Below are 24748 nucleotides of genomic sequence, written 5' to 3'. Positions count from 1 at the left end.
GCCCCGCCCATCTGGTCAACCAGACATATTCCAGTCACGCATTCGCGGGGACGCCGTCCCAAAAGTCCTACCGCACCGCCCCGTCGTACCAGTCCGGCACGTCCGGAAATCCATGGCGGACGCAGCACGTGCCTTACGCTATGGCGGCGGCATGCAGGTCCGCAGGCAGACGATCCGGAGGTTGACGCGGGCGTGGATCGCGCTCGTGGCCATCGGGCTCGGTATCCTCGCGCTGCTCGCGGCACAGGGCGCATGGCGGGCGATCGTAGCGCATGGGGCAGGCGATCCGCCGCCGATGCCCGCTCCCGCCGGCTATGAGGCGGAGGATCATTTCCCCGGCGCTGCCCTGCTCTACACCGATGTCGCCATGCCCGTCGCGTCGACGGCGAGCGACGGCGCCGCCCCCGCACCGGGCGTGACCGGTACGATTGCGCTGCCCGCCACGCCGGTCTCGCCGTCGCTCGCAGCTGCAGCGATGCGCGCCGATGCCGGCGTGGTCGCCGCGGCCCCCTTTTCCACGAAAGCCGCCTCCAGCGTCGATCGCGCCCGCGCGCTCGAATGCCTCACCGCCGCCATCTATTACGAGGCCGCGTCCGAACCCGACGCCGGCCAGCTCGCCGTGGCGCAGGTGATCCTGAACCGCGTGCGTCATCCCGCCTTCCCGCACACGGTGTGCGGCGTCGTCTATCAGGGGTCCGAGCGGTCAGGCTGCCAGTTCAGCTTCGCCTGCGACGGCGCCATGGCCCGGATGCCGTCGCGGGCGGCCTGGATCAGGGCAGCACGCCATGCCGGCATGGCGCTCGCCGGCTATGTCTACGCACCGGTCGGGCTGGCAACGCACTACCACACCTATGCCGTGACCCCCGCCTGGAACCGCAGCCTGGTGATGACCGACGTGGTCGGCGCGCATCTGTTTCACCGGTGGAAGGGCTATTGGGGCACCAGTGCCGCGTTCAGCGCGCCCTATCGTGGCGGCGAGCCGGTCCCCGGCCCGCACATGCCCCTGATCGCGCCGCCCGTCGCGACGTCGCCGGCGCTGATTGCCAGCGTCGCACCGGTGCCGCCGATGACGCGGCCCGAGCAGGTCCAGCCCGGCTATGTGGCGAGCGGCAGCCCTATCGCTCCGCCCGCCGCCACACCGGACAAGGCGCGCCCGACCGACAACCTGCCCGCCGCACCCCAGGTGCTCGACCGGTTCAAGGATTCGGGCAAGCCCCTGCTCTGACGCCTTACTTGGCGTTCTTCACGTATGTGTCGAACCACGCGATCGCCCGCGCGCGTACGTCGGCGGCCTGCGCCGGCGCGGTCACGCAATGGCCGGCATCGGGATAGATCACCAGGCTGACCGGCACGCCCTTGGCCTTCAGCGCGTGCCACCATTCGACCGACTGGGTCGGCGGCACCTCGATATCGCGCTCGCCGACATAGATGAACGTCGGCGTCTGCGCGCTCTTCAGGCGATACACCGCCGACACGTCCTCATAGGCCTTCATGTCGTCGTACATCGACTTGCCGAAGAACGGCAGCATCCACTGGTCGATGCCGTTGGTGCCGTAATAGCTGATCCAGTTGGAAATGCCGGCGCCCGCGACGATGCCCTTGAACCGGTTCGTCTGGGTGTTCGCCCACATCGTCATGAAGCCGCCATAGCTGCACCCGCCCAGCCCCAGCCGGTTGTCGTCGATCGGCGCGACGCGCTCCACCGCGTCGATCCCGGCGAGGATATCGCGCAGATCGCCGCCGCCGAAGTCGCGCTTGTTGGCGGCGGTGAACGCCTCGCCCTGACCGAAGCTGCCGCGGGCATTGGGCAGGAAGACATAATAGCCCGCCTTCAGCAGCGCGCCGTTCATCGAATTGGGCGTGACATAGCCCGGCACCGACGCCGACGAGGGGCCGCCGTGGACCATCGTGATCATCGGCGCCTTGCCGGTGGGCGCATTCAACGGCGCGAGCAGCCAGCCCTGCACGTCGTAGCCCTCGTTCTTCCAGCTAACGCTCTTCGCGCGGGTCAGTGCGGGCGCGGCGTCATTGTCGTGCGTGACCTGCCGTACCGCGGCGATCGGCCCGGCGTAGATCGCCGGCGCATGTTCGTAATCCTGCACCACCGCGGCGACCGAGCGCCCGTCCGCGGAGAAGGCGGCGCGGCCGTCGCCGGCGCTGGCCGTGGCAGGCTTGGCGAAACCGGGGGCGACGGGCTTGCCGGGCACCAGCGTGCCGAATTGCGTCGCGTCACCCGCCAGCGTCACCGTACGCAGGCCGCCCGCAGTCCAGTCGAGCGTCGTCACCGTCGACTTGGCGCCCGCGGTGATGTTGGTCGGCGTACCGCCCGCGAGCGGTACGGTGAAGACGTCGCCGCCGATCGAGCCGTAATCGCTCATCAATCCGCCGATATAGGCCACCGTGCGGCCGTCGGGCGAGACGCGCGGATGCTTGATCTGCGTCGCGGGCTTGGCGATCGAGCGGACCGCGCCGCTCTGCGCGTCGATCGCGTCGAGCGTCGCCACCCACCAATTGTTGTCGCCATTGCCCAGCGCCGTCGTCGCGACGAAGCCGCGCCCGTCGGGCGTCCAGTCATATTCGTAGACGTAGCGGCCGGCCGGCGACAGCGGCGTCACCGTCGACGACGGGCTGGCGACATCGAACACGGCGAGCCGCTGTTCGTCGTTCTTCTCACCGATCTCGCCGATCATGCGCACGCCCGGTTGCGTCGCGCCCGCTTCCTTTTCGGCGCCCAGCGTCACCAGCAGCGCGATGCGCTTGCCGTCGGGCGAGACGCGCGGCGTCTGCGCGATGCCGGGGACGGTCGCGATCGTCCGCGTCGCCGTGCCGCTCGCATAGTCTAGCATCACGCCCTTGCTGGCCGGATCGCGCGCAAGGAAGACGAGGTCGCCATTGGGCGCGAAGCTCAGGTCCGAATAGCCGCAGGTCGCGCAGGGATCGATCGTTCGCAGCACGCGCCCGTCGGTCGCATTGCGCAGCGTGATGACGTTGTGGCCGCCGCTGCTTTCGATCGTCGCGGTACGGCTGCCGTCGGGGGCCATGGCGAGGCCGTAATATTGGTGAAGCCCCTGCGCGACGGCAGGCGCAGCGACGGCGGTGGCGAGCAGGGCGGCGAACAGGGTCTGACGCATCGGAACTCCGGGCAAGGCAGGATATTCCCGCCATGCTTAACCGAAGAGCGCGGCGCGGCAAGCGGAACGGCGCCCTGTCGCCGGCCGTTCGTGCCGGCATAAGGAGAGATAGCATGCCCCATTCGTCTGACGACGCCACCGCGCCCACCACCGAAACGCGCGCGCCCAATCTGTCGACCGAGCATCAGCGCGACGGCGACGCACGCCGGCCGAGCGAAACGCTCGACAAGGGACAGCCCAAGGGCGAGACGATCCCGCGGAAATCCTCATTGCTCGGGAACGACTGACACGAAAAAGGGCGGCCCGCCAAGGCCGCCCTTCGTCGCGTCAGCCGCCGTCGATCAGCGGCAGCGCACGTTGTTGCGGTCGACCGACTGACCCAGCGCCGCACCCGCTGCGCCGCCAAGCAGCGCGCCAAGCAGGCCCGATCCACCCGGCGCGATCGCCGCACCAAGCGTACCGCCCGCGGCCGCGCCGACGATCAGGCCGGTCGTGCCATCGTTGCGACGGCAATAATAGCGCCCATCCTGACCGCGATAGATGCGATCGTTCGACGACAGGCGGCGTTCGCGATAGCGCGCATTATCGACGTAATAGCGATCGGCGTAATAGCCGTTATAGCTCGGATCGACCCGGTCATAGTCATAGGCCGAATAGCTCCGATAGCGATCGTCGCCATAGGTCGCGCATCCCGCCAGCGTCGTCGCCGCCGCCATTACCGCCAAAATCGCTGTCCGCATTGCATCCTCCTGTTCCCCGCAGTGAGGCCAGAATGTCCCGGCCCCCTGAAAGGTTTCACGCGATCAGGCCGCTCCGGTCGCTTCGCTGAAGCCGCTGCCGCGATCAGCCACCAGTGTCGGGGCGGGGCCGGTGGCGGGGCGCAGCGCCTCTTTCTCATCCTCGGTCGGCACCGCGGTGGGATCGGGACGGAAGGGTTCGGCCGCCCGGCTGTCATTGCCGGGGTGCGTGTCGCCCATCAGATCGGTCGGCACATGCTCGGCCGCGGGATTGCCGGCACGTTCGGTGAAATGCTTGTCGGTCTCCGCCATGCCGACCGGGGCCGCCGCCATCGTCGCAGGGCGCGGCGCGATCGGGCTAGTCGTGCTGTCGCCCGGCACGGCGCCCGCGCCTTCGTCGTCGTTGGACGCCGCGCGCCGTGCCCCGACCTTCGGGCCGATCAGTGCCGTCCCGGCGGTCCAGGCCGCCGCGCCCACTGCAAAGGCCCCGAGCCCAAAGCCGATCTTCTTGTAATCCATGGCATATCGTCCCGTCGTTGCTCGCAATCTCAGATCCAACCAACCACAGGCTGCGACCGCTTGTTCCGATCGATGTGCGATCGGCCGCATCATCGGTGCAGCAACCGCTTGCCAAGCCACGACTTCCGCGCCATGCTGACATCATTGTCAGTAAAGGAGTCGGTCCGATGGCCAAGCTTCCTCCCTTCCCCGGCACGACCGGCCGCCGCGACTGGCGCACCGCCTTCGGCGCGTTGCGCAAGCTGCTCGCCAATGGCGACGACACCGGCCAGGTGTTCCGCATCATGCGTTCGCTGAACGTGGGTGACACGGCAGAGGCCTATGCCCGTCTGATCGCGACGCCCGAGGGCGGCCGCATGGCCTATGAGCGGGTCGAGCTGGCACGCCGCTTTGCGGACCGCGACTGGGTGAACGGCTTCGCGCCCGGCACGGTGGGCGCCGCCTATCGCGAGTTTCTCGACACCACCGGCTATTCCGCCGACGGACTGGTCCAAGTCAGCCGGCTCGATCCGTCCGAAACCGACGTCATCCACCCTTATGCCTGGATGGGGCGGCGCACCCGCGACGTGCATGACATCTGGCACGTCCTCACCGGTTACAAGGCCGACGAAACGATGGGCGAGGCCTGTCTCGTCGCCTTCTCCTACGCGCAGACGCGGGGCCTCGGCTGGGCGTTCATCGCCACCGGCGCGGCGTTGAAGTCGATCCGCGAGACCGGCGGCACCCTGCTCGCGAAGGCGGTGCGCGAAGGCTATCGCAACGGCAAACGCGCCGCGTGGCTGCTGGGCGAGGATTATGAGGCGCTGATGCACGAACCGCTCGACGCGGCGCGCGCGCGGCTGGGGATCGCCGATCCGGTGATCTATCGCCATGCGCAGGTCGCGCTGGGGCCGCAACTCGCCTCCTACGCCTCCACGCAAAAGGCGCGGGCGCAAGCCGCGCTCGCCTAAGCGCTTCAGAACCTGCTAGGCGCGACCGCGATGCTGTCGCGCCTGATCCTCACCGATTTCCGCAACCATGCGGAGCTGGTGCTGGCGCCCGCCCCCGGCTTCGTCGTGCTGACCGGAGAGAATGGCGCGGGCAAGACCAACGTGCTGGAAGCGGTGTCGCTTCTGTCCCCCGGCCGCGGCCTGCGCCGCGCGTCGCTGTCGGCGATGCAGCGGCAGCACGGGCCGGGCGGATTCGGCATCGCGGCGACGCTGGCGCTGCCCGATGGCGATGTCGAGATCGCGACCGGCACGCTGGCGGCGGCGCCCGAACGGCGCCAGCTGCGCATCCAGGGCGCCGCCGCGACCGCCAATACGCTGGCCGAATGGCTGACCGTCCTGTGGCTCACCCCCGCGATGGACCGGCTGTTCGTCGAGCCGGCGGGCGAGCGGCGCCGCTTCCTCGACCGGCTGACGCTGGCGCTGGTGCCGGCGCATGCGCAACATGCCGCGCGCTACGACGCCGCGATGCGCGCCCGCACCCGGCTGTTGACGGCGGACGAGCCGGCCGATCCGCAATGGCTCTCCGCACTCGAGGCGCAGATGGCGCAGCATGGCGCGGCGGTCGATGCCGCGCGGCGTGAGACGGTAGCGGCGCTCGGCGAGCGGCTGGCGGAGCAGCCCGACGGGCCGTTCGCGCGCGCGGCGCTGCTGCTGGAGGGGTGGAGCGGCACCGCCGACGCGCTGCTTGCCGATCTGCGAAGCGGCCGCGCCCGCGATGCGGCGGCCGGCCGCGCGCTTGCCGGGCCCCATCGCGCCGACCTTGCGGTGACACATCTTGGCAAGGGACAGGCCGCGGCGCTTGCCTCCACCGGCGAACAGAAGGCGCTGCTGCTCGGCATCGTCCTCGCGCATGCCGAACTGGTCGCCAGCCGCACCGGCCATGCGCCGATCCTGCTGCTCGACGAGGTGGCGGCTCACCTCGACCCCCTTCGCCGTGCCGCACTGTTCGAACGGCTCGCGAGCCATGGGCAGGTGTGGATGACCGGCACGGAGCCCGCGCTGTTCGCCGCGATCGGCGCAGAGGCGACGCGCATCGCGCTCGGCTGAGCGGCCCTCGGAGGCGCATGCGCGGCTGAACCCCGGCTGTCGGCGCGGCTCACGGAACGTTCAAGCCACATCGGCCATTCGGCTCGCCATCGGGCGTGGGGCCAATGGAGAGTATCATGAGCAAATCCATCATCATCGCCGCCATGCTGGCCGCCGGTATCGCCACCCCGGCTCTGGCGCAGGACCGCTGGGACTGGAGCGGCGGCCGACCGGGCGATCGCCCCTATCGCCTGATCGGCGCGGGCGTGCAGGGCCTAATCCCCGAATTGCGCGACACGCCCCGCGGCCGCGCGTTCGTGATGCGCAATTTCGACCGCAATCGTGACGGCCGCATCTCGCCCGCTGAGGCGGCCGACGCCAACGGCGCCTTTCTGCGGATCGCCGGCCCGCGCCGCGATCGCTTCGACTGGGATGCGCGCGACCGTACCGTCGTGGTCGAGACGCGCGAGGTGCTCGCCCCCGGCTGGGATCGCCGCGCGATGCATGACTACGGCTTCCGCCAGACGCCGCGCGGCGCGACGCTGACGCTGTCCGAAGACGTGCTGTTCGCCACCGACAGCGATCGTCTGCGTCCCGGCGCGATCGAGAAGCTGCGTCCCCTCGCACGCTACCTGCGCGATAATCCGGGCGTCCGCGTCGCGATCGACGGCTACACCGATTCGCGCGGCACCGATGCCCACAACCAGGATCTGTCGGAACGCCGCGCCGCCAGCGTCCGCGCCGCCTTTGACGCGATGGGCGTGACGCGCGCCCGCTTCAGCGTGGTCGGCCATGGCGAGCGCGATCCCGTCGCGACCAACGCCACCGCTGCCGGCATGCGCCAGAACCGCCGCGTCGAAGTAACGCTGCTCGGCCGCCGCGCGACCGAATTCGCGCGCTATTGATCGGCCAGTTCCTCCCCCGCCAGGGGGAGGTGGCAGCGCTCAGCGCTGACGGAGGGGGAGGAAAGGGTAGAGCTCAATCGGTAAGCGTGACCGCCGCCCGCCCCCTCCACCATTCGGCTCACGCCGAATGGTCGCCCTCCCCCTTGCGGGGGAGGACCTTGCCCACCCCATTTCGCTTTCGTTACAGCCGTCCCGCCCCTATATCGGCACGATGGCAGAACCCCAGAATGCGAACGAATACGGCGCCTCGTCGATCAAGGTGCTGAAGGGCCTGGACGCGGTGCGCAAGCGGCCGGGCATGTATATCGGCGACACCGACGACGGATCGGGCCTCCACCACATGGTGTTCGAGGTCAGCGACAATGCGATCGACGAAGCGCTCGCCGGCCATTGCGACCGGATCGATATTCAGTTGAACGCCGACGGATCGGTCAGCGTGACCGATAACGGCCGCGGCATCCCGACCGGCATCCACCCCGAAGAGGGCGTATCGGCGGCCGAGGTCATCATGACCCAGCTCCACGCCGGTGGTAAGTTCGAAAACACCAGTGACGACAACGCGTACAAGGTGTCGGGCGGCCTGCACGGCGTCGGCGTATCGGTCGTCAACGCATTGTCCGAATATCTCGACCTCACCATCTGGCGCGATGGCGAGGAGCATTACATGCGCTTCGCGCACGGCGACGCGGTCGCACCGCTCAAGGTCGTCGGCCCGTCGGAGGGCAAGAAGGGCACGCGGGTCACCTTCCTGCCCTCGCCCGCCACGTTCAAGATCACCGAATTCGACTTCGACAAGCTCGAGCACCGCTATCGCGAGCTCGCCTTCCTCAATTCGGGCGTGCGCCTGTTCCTCACCGACGCGCGGCATGACGAGCCGAAGACGGTGGAGCTCTATTACGAGGGCGGCATCGCCGCGTTCGTGAAGTGGCTCGACCGCGCCAAGACCCCGCTCTTCCCCGAACCGATCGCGATCAACGGCCAACGCGACGCGATCGGCATGGACGTGGCGCTGGAGTGGAACGACAGCTATTACGAGAACGTCCTCGCCTTCACCAACAACATCCCCCAGCGCGACGGCGGCACGCATATCGCTGCCTTCCGCGCGGCGCTGACCCGCACGCTCAACAATTACGCCGAAAAGTCGGGCCTTCTCAAAAAGGAGAAGGTGACGCTGACCGGCGACGACATGCGTGAAGGCCTGACCGCGATCGTCTCGGTCAAGCTGCCCGACCCCAAGTTCAGCAGCCAGACCAAGGACAAGCTGGTCAGCTCCGAAGTGCGGCAGCCGCTCGAAAGCCTGATGGCAGACAAGCTTGCGGAATGGCTGGAGGAGAATCCGGCGCACGGCCGTTCGATCGTCGGCAAGATCATCGACGCCGCCGCCGCACGTGAGGCGGCCAAGCGCGCGCGCGAATTGACCCGCCGCAAGGGCGTAATGGATATCGCCAGCCTGCCCGGCAAGCTCGCCGATTGTCAGGAGAAGGACCCCGCCAAGTCCGAACTGTTCCTCGTTGAGGGCGATTCGGCAGGTGGATCGGCAAAGCAGGGCCGTGATCGCCACTTCCAGGCGATCCTGCCCCTCCGCGGCAAGATCCTCAACACCGAACGTGCGCGTTTCGATCGGATGATCTCGTCGAAGGAAATCGGCACGCTGATCCAGGCGATGGGCACCGGCATCGGCCGCGACGACTTCAACGCCGACAAGCTGCGCTACCACAAGATCGTCATCATGACCGACGCAGACGTCGACGGCGCGCATATCCGCACGCTGCTGCTGACCTTCTTCTACCGCCAGATGCCCGAGTTGATCGAACGTGGGCACCTCTTCATCGCCCAGCCGCCGCTATACAAGGCGACGCGCGGACGGTCGGAAGTGTATCTGAAGGACGATGCCGCACTCGACGATTATCTGGTCGAGGCGGGCGCATCCTCGATGGTGTTCGAGGCGCCGGGCGGGCCGAGGTCGGGGGCCGACCTCAAGCATCTGGTCGACCATGCCCGCCGTATGCGCACGCTGATGCGCTACGTGCCGCGCCGATACGACGCCGGGATCATCGAGGTGCTGGCGCTCGCCGGTGCGCTCGACCCGACCTTCACCCGTGACCAGCGCGCCGCGACCGTTGCGGAGGTGACGCGCCGGCTCGACGCGGGCGATGAAGAAGCCAAGTGGACCGCGCGCCTGACCGAGGACGGCGGCATCCACTTCGAACGGCTGTGGCGCGGCGTCACCGACCACCACATCGTCGAGGCGACGTTCATCGCCAGCGCCGAGGCGCGCAAGCTCCACGGTCTGGCCGCGGAACAGGCGGAAAGCTTCGCCCATGCCGGCAAGCTGATCCCCGCCAAGGGCGCGGCCGCCGTAGAGGCGGACCCCGTCGCTGACGGAGACGGCCAGATCGGCAGCGTCAACACCACCGTCGGCCGCGGCGAAAGCCTGGTCGCGCGGCCGTCGCAGCTGCTTGAGGCAATCCTGGCGGCGGGCCGTAAGGGCCTTGCGATCCAGCGCTACAAGGGGCTGGGCGAAATGAACGCGGAACAGCTATGGGAAACCACGCTCGACCCGTCGAACCGCACCATGCTGCGCGTCACCAGCGACGACGTCTCGGCCGCCGACATGATCTTCACCCAGCTGATGGGCGAAGTCGTGGAGCCGCGCCGCGAATTCATCCAGGACAATGCGCTGAACGTCGCGAACCTGGACGTGTAATCCGTCAAATTCCTCCCTCGCTTTAGCGGGGGAGGGGAACCGTTCGCGCAGCGAATGGTGGAGGGGGCGTTTCCGCGAACGCGGCGCATGCCGTATCCGCCCCCTCCGTAGCGCCTTCGGCGCGCCACCTCACCCTGGCGGGGGAGGATTTGGCTATACGAACCGCCCCCGCTGCGCCGTCACCAGCGCGGTCAGCCACTCCCGAAACGCGCGCACCCGCTTCGCCCCACGCGTGTCCTGGTGCGTCACCAGCCAGAACGACCGGCGGATCGTCCGCTCGGGCAGCACGCGCCTGAGCGACTTGTCCGCGTCGCCGATGAAGCGCGGCAGCACCCCCAGCCCCGCCCCCGCGGCGATCAGCCGATATTGGCCGTTGATGCTGGAGCTGCGGATACGCGGGGACAGCCCCTCCTCGATCTCGGCGAGATAGCGCAGTTCGGGCGCGTACAGCAGATCGGGGACGTAGCCGACCAGCGGATGGTCGCGCACCTCCGCCGCAGTCGTCGGCAGCGCGTGGCGGGCGGCATACAGCTCGCCGGCATATAGCCCCAAGGTGTAATCGGTCAGCTTGCTGCTGACGAGCGGCCCGGTTTGCGGCCGGGCGAGCAGGATGGCGACATCCGCCTCACGCCGCGATGGATTGAGGAAACCGCTCGACGCGACGAGGTCGATCGTCAGGTCGGGATGGCGCGCGGTGAAATCGGGCAGGTGATGTGCCACGAACCACGTGCCGAACCCTTCCGATACGCTCACCCGCAGCACCCCGGACAGGCGGTCGGGATCGTCGTCGGTCGGCACGATCCCTGCCGCCGCCTGCCCCATCGCCTCCACCGCGACCAGCAGCGCCTCCCCCGCCGCGGTCAGCACCTGCCCCTCCCGCGACTGCTCAAACAACGTCTGGCCGAGCGCGCCCTCCAGCCGGCGAAGGTGCCGCGCCAGCGTCGTCGCATCGACCCCTGCTGCAGCCGCCGCACGCGCGATCTGGCCGGCGCGGGCGACGCGCAGAAAATCCTGAAGGTCATCCCAACGCGGCTGCATAATTGCAGCTATGGGTCGCACTTTACGCCCTTGCCTGCAATCCTGCGCAGGCCGATCCTATACACAAACGGAGAGGCATCATGCGCGACATCGACCATTTCATCGTCGGCCATGCCGGCGGCACCGCCACGCGCCACGGCGACGTATTCGATCCCAATAGCGGTAGCGTGCAGGCTCGCGTCGCGCTCGGCGAGCAGGCCGACCTCGACCGTGCCATCGCCGCCGCGCAAAAGGCGCAGCCCGGCTGGGCGGCGACCAATCCGCAGCGCCGCGCCCGCGTCATGTTCCGCTTCAAGGAACTGGTCGAGGCGAACATGGACGCGCTCGCCCACCTGCTCAGCTCCGAACACGGCAAGGTGATCGCCGATGCCAAGGGCGACATCCAGCGTGGCCTCGAAGTCATCGAATTCTGCTGCGGCATCCCCCACGTGCTGAAGGGCGAGTACACACAGGGCGCCGGCCCCGGCATCGACGTCTATTCGATGCGCCAGCCGCTCGGCATCGGCGCCGGCATCACGCCGTTCAACTTCCCGGCGATGATCCCGATGTGGATGTTCGGCGTCGCGATCGCCTCCGGTAACGCCTTCATCCTGAAGCCGAGCGAACGCGATCCGTCGGTGCCCGTCCGCCTCGCCGAACTGATGCTGGAAGCGGGTGCGCCCGAGGGCATTCTGCAGGTCGTCCACGGCGACAAGGCGATGGTCGACGCGATCCTCGATCACCCCGCGATCAGCGCGGTCAGCTTCGTCGGCTCGTCCGATATCGCGCACTATGTCTACCGCCGTGGTGTCGAGGCGGGCAAGCGCGTCCAGGCGATGGGCGGCGCGAAGAACCACGGCATCGTCATGCCCGACGCCGATCTGGACCAGGTCGTCGCCGATCTGTCCGGCGCGGCCTTCGGCTCGGCAGGCGAGCGGTGCATGGCGCTGCCGGTGGTGGTGCCGGTGGGTGACAAGACGGCGGATGCACTGCGCGAAAAGCTGATCCCGGCGATCGAGGCCCTGCGCGTCGGCGTCTCGACCGATGCCGAGGCGCATTACGGCCCGGTGGTGAACGCCGCGCACAAGCAGCGCGTCGAAAACTGGATCCAGACCGGCGTCGACGAAGGCGCCGAGCTGGTCGTCGATGGCCGCGGCTTCACGCTGCAGGGACATGAGGACGGCTTCTTCGTCGGCCCGACTTTGTTCGACCGCGTCACGCCCGACATGTCGGCCTATAAGGAGGAAATCTTCGGCCCCGTCCTCCAGATCGTCCGCGCGGCGAGCTTCGAGGATGCGGTGCGCCTGCCCAGCGAACACCAGTACGGCAACGGCGTCGCGATCTTCACCCGCAACGGCCATGCCGCGCGCGAATTCGCCGCGCGCGTCAACGTCGGCATGGTCGGCATCAACGTGCCGATCCCGGTGCCCGTAGCCTATCACACCTTCGGCGGCTGGAAGCGCAGCGCGTTCGGCGACACCAACCAGCATGGCATGGAGGGCGTCAAATTCTGGACCAAGGTAAAGACGGTGACGCAGCGCTGGCCCGATGGAGCGGTCGAGGGCGGCAATGCGTTCGTCATTCCCACCATGGGATGAAGACAATGCGTACGACACTGATCCTCGCCACCGCGCTGACTCTCGCCGCCTGTTCGGGTGGCGAGAACCTCGACAATCAGTCGGGCGGCAGCGCCGCGGTCGAGCCGACGCCGTCCAACCTGACCGACGATCCGCAGAACATGGTCGTGCCGCTCGAGGCGCCGGGCAACCAGGCGGCGCCGGTGCCGCTGCCCACCGCATCGCCCGTGGCGCTGACCACGATCCCGCAAGGGTTCCAGGGCCGCTGGGGCGTCAACGCCGGCGATTGCGATCCGTCGACCGGCGCCGACAAGGGCAAGCTGACCATTACCGGCAATACATTGTCCTTCTTCGAATCGCGCGGCAACGCCAAGACGATCACGCGCACCCAGGCCGACCAGATCGCCTTCGACCTGCCGATGAGCGGCGAAGGCATGACGTGGAGCGAACCCACCACGCTCACCCTGCTCGACAACGGCAAGACGCTGGTCCGCGTGGTGAAAAGCCCCGCCGATCGTGCCACCACCGACCGCTACAGCCGCTGCCCGGCCTAGGACCATCATGACCGACCAGTTCGACCTGACCGCAGACCAGCGTGAGATTCAGGATCTCGCGCGCCGCTTCACCGCCGATCGGATCACGCCGTTCGCAGCGGAATGGGACGAGACGCACCATTATCCCGTCGACGTCTGGAAGGCGGCGGGCGACCTCGGCTTCGGCTCGATCTACGTCAGCGAGGAATCGGGCGGGATCGCGCTCGGGAGGCTGGAGGCGGCGCTGATCATGGAGGCGATGGCCTATGGCTGCCCCGCCACATCCGCGTTCATCTCGATCCACAATATGGCGGCGTGGATGATCGACCGCTTCGGATCGGCCGAGCTGAAGGCGCGATTCCTGCCCGATCTCGTCAGCATGGAAAAGATCGCCAGCTATTGCCTGACCGAGCCGGGTTCAGGCTCCGACGCCGCCGCGCTGAAGACGAGCGCCCGCCGCGACGGCGACGATTTTGTGCTGAACGGCACCAAGCAGTTCATCTCGGGCGCCGGCTATAACGACGTCTATGTCGTCATGGTCCGCACGGGTGAGGAAAAGAGCCGGGGGATCAGCGCGCTCGTCGTTGAGAAGGACACGCCCGGCCTGTCGTTCGGCGCGCCCGAGAAGAAGCTTGGCTGGAACGCCTCCCCCACAGCGCAGGTGATCTTCGAGGATTGCCGCGTGCCGGCCGCCAATCTGGTCGGCGGCGAGGGTGAGGGGTTCAAGATCGCCATGGCGGGCCTCGACGGCGGCCGGCTCAACATCGGTGCCTGCTCGCTGGGCGGCGCGCAGCGCTGCCTCGACGAGGCGATCCGCTACACCAAGGAACGCCAGCAGTTCGGCCAGCCGGTTGCGGAGTTTCAGAACACACAGTTTACGCTCGCCGACATGGCGACCGACCTCGAAGCGGCGCGCGCGCTGCTCTACCTCGCCGCCGCCAAGGTGACCGCCAACGCCCCCGACAAGTCGCGCTTCTCGGCGATGGCCAAGCGGCTGGCGACCGACAACGGCTCGGCGATCGTCGACGCGGCGCTTCAGCTCCACGGCGGCTATGGCTACCTCAAGGACTATCCGATCGAGCGCTTCTGGCGCGACCTGCGCGTCCATTCGATCCTGGAGGGGACCAATCAGGTCATGCGCATGATCGTCGGCCGCGACCTGCTGCGGCAGTAAGACAACAGAACACCATCCGACCGTTCGTGCTGAGCCTGTCGAAGCACAGGTGAGTCTCAGGGCCTTCGACAAGCTCAGGCCGAACGGCACACTTGAGGAGAGCATCAATGGCACGCGTCGCCTTCATCGGCCTGGGCAACATGGGCGGCGGCATGGCCGCGAACCTTGCGAAGGCGGGGCATGACGTTCGCGCCTTCGACCTCAGCCAGGATGCGCTCGACAAGGCGAAGGCGGCCGGCTGCCTGCCCGTCGCCAGCGCCGCCGAGGCGGTCGAGGGTGCCGAGGCGATCGTGACGATGCTGCCCGCCGGCAGCCACGTCGAGGGCGTCTACAATGATGCGGTCTTCGGTCGGGCGCAGCCGTCGGCGATCCTGATCGACTGTTCGACGATCGACGTCGCCACCGCACGACGCGTCGCCGAAGCCGCCGCGGCCAAGGGGCTGACGGCGGTCGACGCCCCCGTCTCGGGCGGGATCGCGGCGGCGAATGGCGGCACGCTCACCTTCATGGTCGGCGGCAGCGCCGAAGGGTTCGATCGCGCGCAGCCCTATCTGGCGCAGATGGGCAAGGCGGTGATCCACGCCGGTGCCAGCGGTTCTGGTCAGGCGGCCAAGATGGCGAACAACATGCTGCTCGGCGCGACGATGATCGCGACCTGCGAGGCGTTCCGCCTTGCCGAACGGCTGGGCCTCGACCCGCAGACCTTCTACGATATTTCGTCGGTCAGTTCGGGGCAGAGCTGGTCGATGACCAGCTATTGCCCGGTTCCCGGCGTCGGTCCCGAGACGCCGGCCGATCGCGACTATCAGGGCGGGTTCGCCGCGGCGCTGATGCTGAAGGATCTGCGCCTCGCGATGCAGGCGGCGGACGAGGCCGGCGCGTCGACGCCGCTCGGCGCGCACGCCGCACAGCTTTATGAAGCGTTCGTCGCCGACGGCCACGGCGGCACGGACTTTTCCGGCATCATCAAGACGCTGTAAGCCTGTCCGCCCGATCGCGCAGCTGTTCGTGCGCCACGCGTTGCAGCGACGCGGCGAGATCGGGCGACAGGCCCAGTTCGTCGGCCGCCCGCTCGCCCCGGCCCAGGCTGCGCGGATCGACGCCGGTCACCGCGCCGAAGACGGTCAGCGCCTCGAGATAATAACCCGCGGTGCTGGCGTGATATTGGTCGTACGACCACAGGTTCGCCTGGCCAAAGGTGATCCCGTCATAGGGGTTGGGATCGGCGATGCCGAGCGCGAAGGCGCGGGTCCAGGCCTGCCCCACCGGCACGACGCCCGCCACCCAGGGATGCGCGCGGCGGGCGCGATCGGCGGCGCGGCGCAGATCGTCGGCCATTGCCGCGATCGGCCGGCCATACCAGCGGCCCGCGGTCAGGTAGGTCAGGTCGGCGCGGCTCCACGTCGCGGTCAGATGGACGCGCACCGCCGGATTGCGCGCCCGGAAGAGCTTGCCGAGCAGGCCCACCGCGCGGATATAGGCGGCGGGATCGCCTGGCCGGTCGCGGTCGAGTGTGCTATATTCCTGCAGGACCACCGCATCCCACGGCCGGTCGAACAGCTGGCGCCGCTGGTCGTAGTGGAAGGTGAGGCTCTGCCCGCCCTGCGTTTCCAGGCTGACGGCATAGTTGAGGCCGGATTCGTCGGCGAATTCCTTGAACAGCGCCGGCACGCCGCCATAGCCTTCGCGGTTGATATCGGTGACGCGGCTCGCGTGCCAGTTGCGCACCGCGGAATGCGCGCCCTGGGTGAAGCTGTTGCCGAGGAACAGGATCGTCCGCGGCGCCGCGGCGACGGGGACCTGTTGCGCCCCGCCCTTCGCATCGGCCGCCGCCGTATGACCCGCCAACGCGATGGCCAGCATCGTCCCCAGCAGCCGCATCCTCGCCATCATCATCCACCCTGCCGTGACATCGCCCGCCGCCTACCGGATCGCGGCCCCACAAGGCCAGCCCCGTCGTCGCGGACTGGAACGGGACGGCCGAGTTGCTAAGGCGGCGCGATGCTGGACTTCTACCGCGACGATTTGTCCCAACTCGATGGCGCCGGACGATTGCGCCGGCTGTGCGGGCGGACGGGCCGCGACTTCACCTCGAACGACTATCTCGGCATCGCCCAGTCGGCGCGGCTGCGGGACGCCGTGGCCGCAGCGCTCGACCGCGGCGTGGCGGTGGGATCGGGCGGATCGCGGCTGTTGCGCGGCAACGATCCCGAACATGAGGCGCTGGAAGCAGAGGCGTCGGCGCATTTCGGCAGCGAGGCGGCACTGTTCTTCGCCAACGGCTATGGGGCCAACATGGCGGCGCTGGCGACCTTGCCGCAGCGCGGCGATATCGTCCTGCATGACGCGCTGATCCACGCCAGCGCGCATGACGGCATGCGGCTGGGCCGGGCACCCGTCCGGTCGGTGGCGCACAATGATGTCGGCGCGTTCGAGGATGCGATCCGGGCGTGGCGTGCCGATGGTGGCACGGGCCTGCCCTGGATCGTCGTCGAAAGCGTGTATGGCATGGACGGCGACCGCGCGCCGCTGGCCGAACTCGCCGCGCTGGCTGACCGGCACTGCGCCATGCTGGTGATAGACGAGGCGCATGCGACCGGCGTGTTCGGCGCGGGCGGGCGCGGACTGGCGGCCGACCTTCATGGCCGCGACAATGTCGTCAGCTTGCACACCTGCGGCAAGGCGTTGGGCGCGGAGGGCGGGCTGCTGTGCCTGCCCGCCGTGCTGCGCGACTTTCTGGTCAACCGCGGGCGGGGCTTCATCTTTTCGACCGCGCCGTCGCCGTTGGTGGCGGCCGCGGTGCGCGAGGGGCTGCGGATGATCGCCGACGAGCCCGAACGGCAGGCGCGGTTGTGGGCGCTCGTCGCACTGGCCGAAGCCGCATTGGGCTTTGCGACGGGATCGCAGATCCTGCCGGTGATCGTCGGCGACGACGGCGCGGCGGTGGATCGGGCCGCACGGCTGCAGGCGGCGGGATATGACGTGCGCGCGATCCGGCCGCCGACGGTGCCGGTGGGCACGGCACGGCTGCGACTGTCGATCACGACGCAGGTCGACGCGGCGGCGATTACGGGACTGGCGGAGGCTTTGCGATGACCGATACGATCGTGGTGACGGGGACGGATACCGATGTCGGCAAGACGGTGTTCGCCGCCGCGCTCGCCGCCGCGCTGGGGGCGACCTATTGGAAGCCGGTACAGGCGGGGCTGGCGGACGGCACCGACGAAGGCACGGTGCAGCGGCTGGGCGTGACCCGCGTCCTGCCCGAGGCGTATCGGCTGGTGACGCCCTGTTCGCCGCATCGCGCCGCCGCGATTGACGGTGTGACGATCGATGCCGATCGGCTGGCGCTGCCGCAGGTCGCCGGCCTGCTGGTCGTCGAGGGCGCCGGCGGCGCGCTGGTGCCGTTGACCGACGACCTGCTCTACGCCGACCTGTTCGCCCGCTGGGAGGCGCCGGTGGTGCTAGTCGCGCGCACGCAGCTCGGCACGATCAATCACAGCTTGCTGAGCCTGGAAGCGTTGCGCGCCCGCGGCGTGCCGGTACTGGGCATCGCGTTCAACGGCCCGCCCGAGCCGGACAGCGAGGCGACGATCGCGCGCATCGGACGGGTCAAACGGCTGGGGCGGCTCGACCGGGTGGAGCATCTCGACGCCGCCAGCCTCGCTGCCGCTTTTGCCGCCGGGTTCGACGTGGAGGATTTCCGGTGAGCTCGTCGATCTGGCACCCCTTCACGCAGCATGGTCTGCGCGAACCGATCCCGGTGGTCGCGCGGTCGGAGGGCGCGGCGCTGTATACCGTCGACGGGCGGCGGATCGTCGATGCCATTTCCAGCTGGTGGGTGACGACGCACGGGCACCGCGAGCCCCGGATCATGGCGGCGATCGCCGAGCAGGCGGGGAAGCTCGACCAGATCATCTTTGCCGGCTGGAGCCACGAGCCGGCCGAGGCGGTGGCGGCGGGCCTCCGGCGGATGATGCCCGCCGAGCTGACGCGGGTGTTCTTTTCCGATTCGGGATCGACCGCGGTCGAAGTGGCGCTGAAGATGGCGCTGGGCTTCTGGCTTCACCGCGGCGAGGATCGGCACCGTATCCTGGTGCTGGAACATGGCTATCACGGCGACACGATCGGCACGATGTCGGTCGGCGCGCGCGGCGCGTTCAACCGCGCATACGAGCCGCTGCTGTTCGACGTGGAGACGATCCCCTTCCCTGGCGCAGGCGCGGAGCAGGCGACGCTGGACGCGCTGGAGGCGGCATGCCGCGCCGGGCCGGCGGCGCTGATCGTCGAGCCGCTGATCGTCGGTGCGGGCGGCATGCTGATCTATCCGCCCTGGGTGCTGGCCGAGATGCGGCGCATATGCGCGCGGCACGACGTGCTGTTCATCGCCGATGAGGTGATGACCGGCTGGGGTCGGACGGGCACCCTGCTCGCCTGCGAACAGGCCGATGTCGTGCCCGATATCCTGTGCCTGTCGAAGGGGCTGACCGGCGGCGCGGTGCCGCTGGCGGTGACGATGGCGCGCGAGGATATCTATCAGGCGCATTATTCCGACGATCGCGCGAAGATGTTTTTCCATTCGTCGAGCTACACCGCCAATCCGATCGCCTGCGCGGCGGCGGCGGCGAATATCGCGATCTGGGAGGACGAGCCGGTGCTGGCGCGGGTCGCCGATCTGGCGGCACGGCAGGCCGAGCGGCTCGCGGCGCTGGAGGGCGTGCGCAACACACGCGCGCTGGGCACGATCACCGCGGTCGACCTGGGGACCGAGGCGGCAGCCTATCTGTCGACGCTGGGGCCGCGATTGCTGGCATTCTTCCGGGAGCGCGACCTGTTGCTGCGGCCGCTGGGGAATACGGTGTACGTGATGCCGCCCTATTGCATCACGGATGCCGATCTGGACGCGATCTATGCGGCGATCGGCGAGGCAGCGGCGCTGGCGTGAGCCCCGAGTCGCGACGTACCGCAATTTCCAAAGTGGACGATGTTGACGGCACGTCACCCTTTGGTGGGGCGGGGTGGATGTTCGGACCGGTTGCTGGAAGAATGCGGCGGGTGAGGACGCGCGCGGCATACTGCCGGGCTGTCACAGCTGTTCCAACATTGCCAGCGGTTTTTTGGTTCGCGCGAAGCCGCAAAGCCGCGAAGAGAAGAAGGTTGGTTCGCGCGGAGACGCGGAAACGCGGAGGGGTTTCGCCCGGCGCCGACGGCGCCCTTCCTTACCAACCGTTCCGCTTGGCCGAGCGTCCGAGGGAGAAAGCGGCTTCGCCGCAAGAACGACATCTCCGCGTCTCCACGTCTCCGCGTGAACAAACCTTCTTCGCGCCTTCGCGTCTTCGCGCGAAAACCTATTCGATAAATGCATCCACCACGTTGCGTGTGCCGCGGAGGAAGGCGTCGGCGACGTGGCGCAGGGGGGCGATGTCGACGTCGCTCTCCCCTGCCCGCACCAGTTCTGCAAAACGCCGGTAGAGGCCGGCATATTCGCCGTGAAGCGCGGCCGCCTTTGTCGGGGAGCTGCCGTCGGGTAGCACTAAGCGCGCGCCGCCGTCGTGGAGCGTCAGCGTACCCCTGTCCGTCTCGACGACGATGTCCCAGCTTTGCGGGCCTTGCTGGCGGAAATCGAAGTCGGCGGCGATGTGGAGGCCGGCATCGTCGGTGAAGGCGATGCGCGCGGCGATCGGGGAATCGCGGTTTTCGGGGTAATCCAGCTCCGCCTCGGTGACGAAGAACGGGCGCGGCAGGATGCGGGTGACGATCGAGAGGGCGTTGATGCCGGGGTCGAACACGCCGAAGCCGCCCGCGTCGAGGATCCACGCCTGGCCCGGGTGCCAGACGCGAATGTCCTCGCGCCACGTCACCGTCACCCGGTCGATCCGCGCGTCGGCCAATGCGGCGCGGGCGGGTTCGACGCCGGGGGCGTAGCGCGAATGCCAGCTGGCGAAGAGGGTGACGCCCGCCGCCCGCGCGGCAGATTCGAGATTGGCGACCTCTGCCAGCGTCGCGCCGGGTGGCTTTTCGAGGAAGACGTGCCAGCCGGCCTGGATCGCCTGCATCGCGATGGCGCGGCGCACCTGCGGCGGCGTGCAGAGCGCGACGGCGTCGATCCCCTGCCCGCTCGCGATCAGATCGGCGATGTCGTGGAAGTGCGGCACGCCCTCGACGCCTTCGCCGTTGCGGCTGACGGTCGCGGCGAGCGCGATGGCGGGCTCGCCGGCGATGGCGGGGACGTGCTGGTCATGGGCGATCTTGCCCATGCCGATCAGCGCGAGGCGGATCGGCGCGCTCACAGCGGCTTCACCGTGACGGTGTCGGCCGGGGCGGTGGCAAGGGCGTTGCGCAAGGGCAAGGTGAAGGGTGCCGCCTCGATTTCGAAGACGTCGCCGTCCTGCGTCTGGACGCCGTCCGCGCACGACAGCGTTGCGGTGCCGAAGAAGTGGACGTGGATGTCGCCCGGCCGGCGGAAGGCGGCGTATTTGAAGTGATGGTGTTCGAGGTTGGCGAGGCTGTGCGACATGTTCGCTTCGCCGGTGAGGAACGGCTTTTCCCACAGCGTCTTGCCGTCGCGGACGATACGGCTGGTCCCGCGGATATCCGCCGGCGGTTCGCCGAGCAGCAATTCGGGGCCGAGCGACGCCTGACGCAGCTTCGAATGCGCGAGCCACAGGTAATTGTGGCGTTCGGTGACGTGGTCGCTGAATTCGTTGGCGAGTGCGATCCCGAGGCGGAAGGGTGTGCCGTCGTCGCCGATCAGATAGATGCCGGCGAGTTCAGGTTCCTCGCCGCCGTCCTGCGCGAAGGCGGGCGAGGCGAAGGGCGCTTCGGGGGCGACGAGGCCCTGGCCGTCGCCCTTGTAGAACCATTCGGGCTGCGCGCCGATCACGCCCGCGGCGGGGCGGCCGCCCTCCATGCCTTCGAGGAACAGGCGCATCGAATCGGTCTGCTTCCCCTCGGCGGCGGCCTTGTGCATCGCATCGCGGCCGGCGGCGGAGCCAAGATGCGTCAGGCCGGTGCCGGCGAGCATCAGCCGGGCGCTGTCCGGGTGGTCGATCGCGGGGAGCAGTTCGCCCGCTTCGAGGGCGGCCATCAGGTCGACGCTCTCGTCCGAGCGGCGCGCGCGGGCGGCGTCGAGCAGGCTGACGCCCTCGGCGATCGCGGTCTGGGCGAGGTCACGGGTGGTGGCGACGCCGGTGAGGACGTGCGCGGCCTCTTCGGCCAGGATCACGCGGCGCGTGCCGTCCGGGAGGCGCTGTTGGAGCAGGCGGGCAGCGGTCATGCGAGATCCTTTGCGGCTTGGACGAACGCCGCGGCATCACGCGCGACGTCAGCGGCGGACTTGCCGGCGCGGTAGAGGTTGGAGCCGAGGCCGAAGCCGTCCGCACCCGCCGCGCGCCATGGCGGCATCGTGTCGGGGGTGATGCCGCCGACCGCCAGGACCTTGGTCGTTTTGGGCAGGACGGCGCGCTGGGCCTTCAGGAAGGCGGGCGCGGCACCTTCGGCCGGGAAGAGTTTCAGGCCGTGCGCGCCAGCGTGGAGCGCGGCAAAGGCTTCGCTGGGGGTGAAATAGCCGGGGAGCGAGATGAGGCCCCGCTCCACCGACGCACGGATGACGGCCGGGTCGGTATTGGGCGAGACGATGAGGGCGCCGCCCGCGTCGGCGACGGCGACGACGTCCTGCGGGGTGAGGACGGTGCCCGCGCCGACGATCGCGCGCCCAGCGTAGCGCTTGGCCATGGCGGCGATGCTGGCGAGCGGGTCGGGCGAGTTGAGCGGGACTTCGAGCAGCGTAAAGCCGGCATCGACCAAAGCGTCGCCGATGGGGGCGGCTTCGTCCGGCTTGAGGCCGCGGAGGACCGCGACGAGCGGACAGGTGGCGAAGGCTGCGGCGAAGCGGGTGGCGGGGTCGGTCATGCTTGGGGCTCCGGGTGGAATGCGGGGCGGTTGCCGACCCACACCGTCACCCCGGGGTTGGGCGGGGGTCCCGCTTTTTTTGTCACCGCCCGGATGAAGCGGGACCCCGGCTCAAGGCCGGGGTGACGATGCGGGTGGGGCAAGGAAAGCGTCACAGAAACGCCCGCAGGTGGTGGATGCCGGCGACGAACGCCTGCGTCGCGTCGATCGGCACCACCGCGCCGCCACGCGTCACGATCGCGGCGGCGTAGAGGTCCGCCAGCGCGCCGGTGGCGAGCAGGTGGACCGCGCGGCCGGCCACATCACGGGCGCCGACGTCGTTGCCGATCAGCACGCCGCTGGCATAGGCGGCGGCCTCCACCGCCGGGAGACGGCCGAGCAGCACGCCGCTGCGCACTTCGAATAGCGCAGCACCGAGGTCGCAGGCCCCTGCCCCGCGCGCGATGCCGTCGCGGAAGGCCGGCCCCTCCGCCACCGCGCCGTCGAGCATGCCGGCGAGGATGCCGTGGCTTTTCAGCAGCGCGAACAGTTCGCCGGTCATCACCGTGGCGATGTCGGTAATGCGGCCGCCGTCGGTCGCGACCCATTTGTTGTGCGTGCCGGGCTGGCAGAACAGCGCGTCGGCGGGCGCGAGGCCGGCGGCGATAGCGCCCAGCACCTGCACCTCTTCGCCGCGCATCACGTCGGCGCGCGGACCGTCCAGCAGCGCGACGCCGGGGACGATCGTCGCGCGCTCGGGCTCGATACGGAGCGCCGCCGCGGCGAGCGCGGCGAGGTCGGCGGGCGCGGCCGCATAGGGTGCTTCGTGCCAGCCGCGCGTCGAGCCGACCATGCCGGCGGCGATCACCGGCAGGTCGCCGAGCCGCGCGCGCAGATCGGCGAGCGCCGGGGCATAGTCGCCCGGCGCCAACCCGAGCACGCCCGCGCCGCCCTCGACCCGGTCCCCGATGCGGCCATCGGGCTCGATCCGATAGGCGCGCCGGTTGGTCGTGCCCCAGTCGATCGCGATCACCGCGCCGTTGGTCATGCCCTGCGTCATCGCTTCAGACGGTCGGCTCGACCGTCTCCTCGATGACGTGCGTCGGGGCCTTCAGCGCCGCGCGCGCATACCAGAGGACGTAGAGGTAGCAGACCAGCGGCACGACGAAGGCGAGCGAGCGTGCGCCGTCGGGTGCGAAGCCGGCGAAGGCGTCGATCACCGCGCCGTACAGGATCGACACGAAGCCGCCGCCGCAGATCGCCATGCACATCAGACCCGACGTCGCCGAGGCGGGTGCGGTCGATCGCTCCAGCGTCAGCGTGAAGATCGTCGGGAACATGATCGAGTTCATCAGGCCGAGCAGCAGCGCCGCGACCGCGGGGACGAAGCCCATGGTCAGCGGCGCGACATAGCCACCGGGCAATGTGATCGTGCCGCCGAGCGGCGTCGCCGCCATGTCATAGGTCGCGATGATGACGAGGCACAGGATCGATGCGCCCGCACCGACCAGCGTCAGCAGCGTCGTCGCCTTGGCATAGCGCAGCAACACGCTGCCGCCGAAGCGGCCGATCATCGCGAGCAGCATGAACAGCGGCGCGATATAGCCGGCGATCTGCGCCGGCACGTCGAGGATGTGGCGCTGTTCGAGGAAGAAGATCATGCCCGAAATCACGCAGACCTCGGCGCCGACGTACAGGAAGATGGCAACCGAGCCGAGGTTCGCCCAGCGCGAGCGCAGCGCCGACAGCGGCGATTCGACGTTGGTCGCAAGCGCGGGCGCATGTGCGTTGATCGTGCGCTTGGCGAAGAAGACGAGGCCGGTGAAGACCGCGAGGATCACCGCGATCATCAGATAGACGTGGGTGACGAAGCCGAGGCTGTCCGCCTTCAGCGCCGGCGTCAGCACCGCATCCTTGGCGAACAGGTCGCCGCGCAGCAGATAGGCTGCGCCAAATGTGCCGCCGACATAGGCGCCGAGCGAGTTGAACGCCTGGCTGAGGTTGAGGCGGAAGTGCGAGCCCTTCGGATCGCCCATCGACGCGATCAGCGGGTTGGCCGCGACTTGCAGCAAGGTGACGCCCGACGCGGCGACGAACAGCCCGAGCAGCACGGTGACGAAGCTGTTCGACCATGCGGTCGACCAGGCGACGAGACAGCCGGCGACGACGCCCAGCAGGCCGAGGACGATCGAATTGGCGTAGCCGCGGCGCGACAGATACCAGGCCGACGGAATCGACATGACGCCATAAGCGATGAAGAAGGCGAACTGGTTGAGCTGCGTTTCGAAGTCGCTGAGCGTGTAGATGACCTTCATGCTCTTCACGAGCGGGTCGATCAGGTTCGTCACGAACGCCCAGATGAAGAACAACGTCGTCACATAGACGAGCGCAAGCGCGACGCCCGCCTTGCGTCCGCCCGCCACGCCGCTGCCTGCGGCCGCGGGCGGTGGTGCCATCATCGGTCCAGCCATGTCCTCTCCCCTATTTGTATCGCTACCACAGGCTGCCTTGCGCCCCGGCTATTTGTCTGACTATATAGCGAA

23 protein-coding genes are annotated in these 24748 nt (G+C 68.9%); 13 read left to right on the top strand and 10 right to left on the bottom strand.

Going from position 1 to position 24748, the window contains the following annotated elements:
- Positions 1-181 precede the first annotated feature (181 nt).
- Complete coding sequence (locus tag SPHME3_RS0106975; RefSeq protein ID WP_017979938.1) at positions 182-1225, top strand: cell wall hydrolase; 1044 nt, start codon at positions 182-184, stop codon at positions 1223-1225.
- Between the two features lie 4 nt (positions 1226-1229).
- Here the strand turns inward: SPHME3_RS0106975 and SPHME3_RS0106970 are convergent, their stop codons facing one another.
- The gene (locus tag SPHME3_RS0106970; RefSeq protein ID WP_017979939.1) at positions 1230-3131 is read right to left on the bottom strand and encodes a S9 family peptidase; all 1902 of its coding nucleotides are present in this window, start codon (positions 3129-3131) and stop codon (positions 1230-1232) included.
- A gap of 113 nt (positions 3132-3244) precedes the next feature.
- On the opposite strand from SPHME3_RS0106970, the gene SPHME3_RS21295 reads away from it, so the two are divergent.
- Positions 3245-3418 carry a hypothetical protein gene (locus tag SPHME3_RS21295; RefSeq protein ID WP_017979940.1) on the top strand — a complete coding sequence of 58 codons (174 nt, stop codon included), beginning with the start codon at positions 3245-3247 and terminating at the stop codon, positions 3416-3418.
- Positions 3419-3472: 54 nt separating this feature from the next.
- Here the strand turns inward: SPHME3_RS21295 and SPHME3_RS0106960 are convergent, their stop codons facing one another.
- Positions 3473-3871, bottom strand: a complete 399-nt coding sequence (locus SPHME3_RS0106960) for a glycine zipper 2TM domain-containing protein (RefSeq protein WP_024310365.1) — start codon at positions 3869-3871, stop codon at positions 3473-3475.
- A gap of 63 nt (positions 3872-3934) precedes the next feature.
- Entirely contained in the window at positions 3935-4387 is a 453-nt protein-coding gene (locus SPHME3_RS0106955) for a hypothetical protein (protein WP_017979942.1), read from the bottom strand.
- A 167-nt stretch (positions 4388-4554) separates the two neighbouring features.
- On the opposite strand from SPHME3_RS0106955, the gene SPHME3_RS0106950 reads away from it, so the two are divergent.
- From SPHME3_RS0106950 to gyrB, 4 genes are all read left to right on the top strand, one after another.
- Entirely contained in the window at positions 4555-5337 is a 783-nt protein-coding gene (locus SPHME3_RS0106950; RefSeq protein WP_017979943.1) for a Coq4 family protein, read from the top strand.
- 30 nt (positions 5338-5367) lie between these two features.
- On the top strand, positions 5368-6423 hold the full coding sequence (gene recF, locus SPHME3_RS0106945) for a DNA replication/repair protein RecF (protein WP_017979944.1): 1056 nt from the start codon (positions 5368-5370) through the stop codon (positions 6421-6423).
- A 116-nt stretch (positions 6424-6539) separates the two neighbouring features.
- Complete coding sequence (locus tag SPHME3_RS0106940; protein ID WP_018250640.1) at positions 6540-7307, top strand: OmpA family protein; 768 nt, start codon at positions 6540-6542, stop codon at positions 7305-7307.
- A 211-nt stretch (positions 7308-7518) separates the two neighbouring features.
- Positions 7519-10014, top strand: a complete 2496-nt coding sequence (gyrB, locus tag SPHME3_RS0106935) for a DNA topoisomerase (ATP-hydrolyzing) subunit B (RefSeq protein WP_017979946.1) — start codon at positions 7519-7521, stop codon at positions 10012-10014.
- Positions 10015-10167: 153 nt separating this feature from the next.
- On the opposite strand, the gene SPHME3_RS0106930 is transcribed toward gyrB, so the two are convergent.
- Entirely contained in the window at positions 10168-11052 is an 885-nt protein-coding gene (locus tag SPHME3_RS0106930; RefSeq protein ID WP_017979947.1) for a LysR family transcriptional regulator, read from the bottom strand.
- Positions 11053-11132: 80 nt separating this feature from the next.
- Here SPHME3_RS0106930 and SPHME3_RS0106925 point away from each other — a divergent pair, with 80 nt between their 5' ends.
- The 4 genes from SPHME3_RS0106925 to mmsB all read left to right on the top strand — a co-directional run bounded on the left by SPHME3_RS0106925 (position 11133) and on the right by mmsB (position 15295).
- Positions 11133-12629, top strand: a complete 1497-nt coding sequence (locus SPHME3_RS0106925; RefSeq protein WP_017979948.1) for a CoA-acylating methylmalonate-semialdehyde dehydrogenase — start codon at positions 11133-11135, stop codon at positions 12627-12629.
- A 5-nt stretch (positions 12630-12634) separates the two neighbouring features.
- Complete coding sequence (locus SPHME3_RS0106920) at positions 12635-13162, top strand: hypothetical protein (RefSeq protein WP_020486595.1); 528 nt, start codon at positions 12635-12637, stop codon at positions 13160-13162.
- A 7-nt stretch (positions 13163-13169) separates the two neighbouring features.
- Entirely contained in the window at positions 13170-14315 is a 1146-nt protein-coding gene (locus SPHME3_RS0106915; RefSeq protein WP_018250639.1) for an acyl-CoA dehydrogenase family protein, read from the top strand.
- 92 nt (positions 14316-14407) lie between these two features.
- Positions 14408-15295, top strand: coding sequence for a 3-hydroxyisobutyrate dehydrogenase (mmsB, locus tag SPHME3_RS0106910; RefSeq protein ID WP_257785353.1), 888 nt, complete (start codon positions 14408-14410; stop codon positions 15293-15295).
- Here the strand turns inward: mmsB and SPHME3_RS0106905 are convergent.
- On the bottom strand, positions 15282-16211 hold the full coding sequence (locus tag SPHME3_RS0106905) for a DUF4886 domain-containing protein (protein WP_017979952.1): 930 nt from the start codon (positions 16209-16211) through the stop codon (positions 15282-15284). The two genes, mmsB and SPHME3_RS0106905, sit on opposite strands and share 14 nt — an antisense overlap.
- Positions 16212-16316: 105 nt before the next feature.
- On the opposite strand from SPHME3_RS0106905, the gene SPHME3_RS0106900 reads away from it, so the two are divergent.
- The 3 genes from SPHME3_RS0106900 to SPHME3_RS0106890 are packed head-to-tail and all read left to right on the top strand — an operon-like array spanning position 16317 to position 19260.
- Positions 16317-17411: an 8-amino-7-oxononanoate synthase gene (locus SPHME3_RS0106900; protein WP_017979953.1), complete on the top strand. Its 1095-nt coding sequence runs from the start codon at positions 16317-16319 to the stop codon at positions 17409-17411.
- Positions 17408-18025 (top strand): dethiobiotin synthase, encoded by a 618-nt coding sequence (bioD, locus tag SPHME3_RS0106895; protein ID WP_017979954.1) that lies wholly within the window; start codon positions 17408-17410, stop codon positions 18023-18025. Before SPHME3_RS0106900 ends, bioD begins: the two co-directional genes overlap by 4 nt.
- Positions 18022-19260, top strand: coding sequence for an adenosylmethionine--8-amino-7-oxononanoate transaminase (locus tag SPHME3_RS0106890; RefSeq protein ID WP_017979955.1), 1239 nt, complete (start codon positions 18022-18024; stop codon positions 19258-19260). Before bioD ends, SPHME3_RS0106890 begins: the two co-directional genes overlap by 4 nt.
- Before the next feature lie 403 nt (positions 19261-19663).
- Here the strand turns inward: SPHME3_RS0106890 and SPHME3_RS0106885 are convergent, their stop codons facing one another.
- From SPHME3_RS0106885 to SPHME3_RS0106865, 5 genes are all read right to left on the bottom strand, one after another.
- A complete protein-coding gene (locus tag SPHME3_RS0106885; RefSeq protein ID WP_017979956.1) occupies positions 19664-20605 on the bottom strand; it encodes a Gfo/Idh/MocA family protein in 942 nt (313 codons plus the stop codon).
- Complete coding sequence (gene araD1 / locus SPHME3_RS0106880; RefSeq protein WP_017979957.1) at positions 20602-21591, bottom strand: AraD1 family protein; 990 nt, start codon at positions 21589-21591, stop codon at positions 20602-20604. The genes SPHME3_RS0106885 and araD1 overlap by 4 nt, the downstream gene beginning before the upstream one ends.
- Positions 21588-22226 carry a 2-dehydro-3-deoxy-6-phosphogalactonate aldolase gene (locus SPHME3_RS0106875; protein WP_017979958.1) on the bottom strand — a complete coding sequence of 213 codons (639 nt, stop codon included), beginning with the start codon at positions 22224-22226 and terminating at the stop codon, positions 21588-21590. The genes araD1 and SPHME3_RS0106875 overlap by 4 nt, the downstream gene beginning before the upstream one ends.
- A 151-nt stretch (positions 22227-22377) precedes the next feature.
- The gene (locus SPHME3_RS0106870; protein ID WP_017979959.1) at positions 22378-23265 is read right to left on the bottom strand and encodes a 2-dehydro-3-deoxygalactonokinase; all 888 of its coding nucleotides are present in this window, start codon (positions 23263-23265) and stop codon (positions 22378-22380) included.
- Positions 23266-23269: 4 nt separating this feature from the next.
- Positions 23270-24676 (bottom strand): MFS transporter, encoded by a 1407-nt coding sequence (locus SPHME3_RS0106865; protein WP_231292051.1) that lies wholly within the window; start codon positions 24674-24676, stop codon positions 23270-23272.
- Positions 24677-24748 lie beyond the last annotated feature (72 nt).

It is taken from the genome of Sphingomonas melonis DAPP-PG 224, assembly GCF_000379045.1.
Lineage (GTDB): Bacteria > Pseudomonadota > Alphaproteobacteria > Sphingomonadales > Sphingomonadaceae > Sphingomonas > Sphingomonas aquatilis.
Note: the sequence above shows the minus strand (reverse complement) of the source record. Positions and strands in the feature narration are given on the sequence as shown.

Coding starts and splice junctions, on each gene's coding strand:
- SPHME3_RS0106950 (WP_017979943.1), top strand. CDS start 4,555: ATGGCCAAGCTTCCTCCCTTCCCCGGCACGACCGGCCGCCGCGACTGG.
- SPHME3_RS0106870 (WP_017979959.1), bottom strand. CDS start 23,265: ATGACGCAGGGCATGACCAACGGCGCGGTGATCGCGATCGACTGGGGC.
- SPHME3_RS0106970 (WP_017979939.1), bottom strand. CDS start 3,131: ATGCGTCAGACCCTGTTCGCCGCCCTGCTCGCCACCGCCGTCGCTGCG.
- SPHME3_RS0106920 (WP_020486595.1), top strand. CDS start 12,635: ATGCGTACGACACTGATCCTCGCCACCGCGCTGACTCTCGCCGCCTGT.
- SPHME3_RS0106925 (WP_017979948.1), top strand. CDS start 11,133: ATGCGCGACATCGACCATTTCATCGTCGGCCATGCCGGCGGCACCGCC.
- araD1 (WP_017979957.1), bottom strand. CDS start 21,591: ATGACCGCTGCCCGCCTGCTCCAACAGCGCCTCCCGGACGGCACGCGC.
- bioD (WP_017979954.1), top strand. CDS start 17,408: ATGACCGATACGATCGTGGTGACGGGGACGGATACCGATGTCGGCAAG.
- SPHME3_RS0106900 (WP_017979953.1), top strand. CDS start 16,317: ATGCTGGACTTCTACCGCGACGATTTGTCCCAACTCGATGGCGCCGGA.
- SPHME3_RS0106865 (WP_231292051.1), bottom strand. CDS start 24,676: ATGGCTGGACCGATGATGGCACCACCGCCCGCGGCCGCAGGCAGCGGC.
- SPHME3_RS0106905 (WP_017979952.1), bottom strand. CDS start 16,211: ATGATGATGGCGAGGATGCGGCTGCTGGGGACGATGCTGGCCATCGCG.
- SPHME3_RS0106930 (WP_017979947.1), bottom strand. CDS start 11,052: ATGCAGCCGCGTTGGGATGACCTTCAGGATTTTCTGCGCGTCGCCCGC.
- SPHME3_RS0106875 (WP_017979958.1), bottom strand. CDS start 22,226: ATGACCGACCCCGCCACCCGCTTCGCCGCAGCCTTCGCCACCTGTCCG.
- SPHME3_RS0106955 (WP_017979942.1), bottom strand. CDS start 4,387: ATGGATTACAAGAAGATCGGCTTTGGGCTCGGGGCCTTTGCAGTGGGC.
- recF (WP_017979944.1), top strand. CDS start 5,368: ATGCTGTCGCGCCTGATCCTCACCGATTTCCGCAACCATGCGGAGCTG.
- SPHME3_RS0106940 (WP_018250640.1), top strand. CDS start 6,540: ATGAGCAAATCCATCATCATCGCCGCCATGCTGGCCGCCGGTATCGCC.
- SPHME3_RS0106915 (WP_018250639.1), top strand. CDS start 13,170: ATGACCGACCAGTTCGACCTGACCGCAGACCAGCGTGAGATTCAGGAT.
- SPHME3_RS21295 (WP_017979940.1), top strand. CDS start 3,245: ATGCCCCATTCGTCTGACGACGCCACCGCGCCCACCACCGAAACGCGC.
- SPHME3_RS0106960 (WP_024310365.1), bottom strand. CDS start 3,871: ATGCGGACAGCGATTTTGGCGGTAATGGCGGCGGCGACGACGCTGGCG.
- gyrB (WP_017979946.1), top strand. CDS start 7,519: ATGGCAGAACCCCAGAATGCGAACGAATACGGCGCCTCGTCGATCAAG.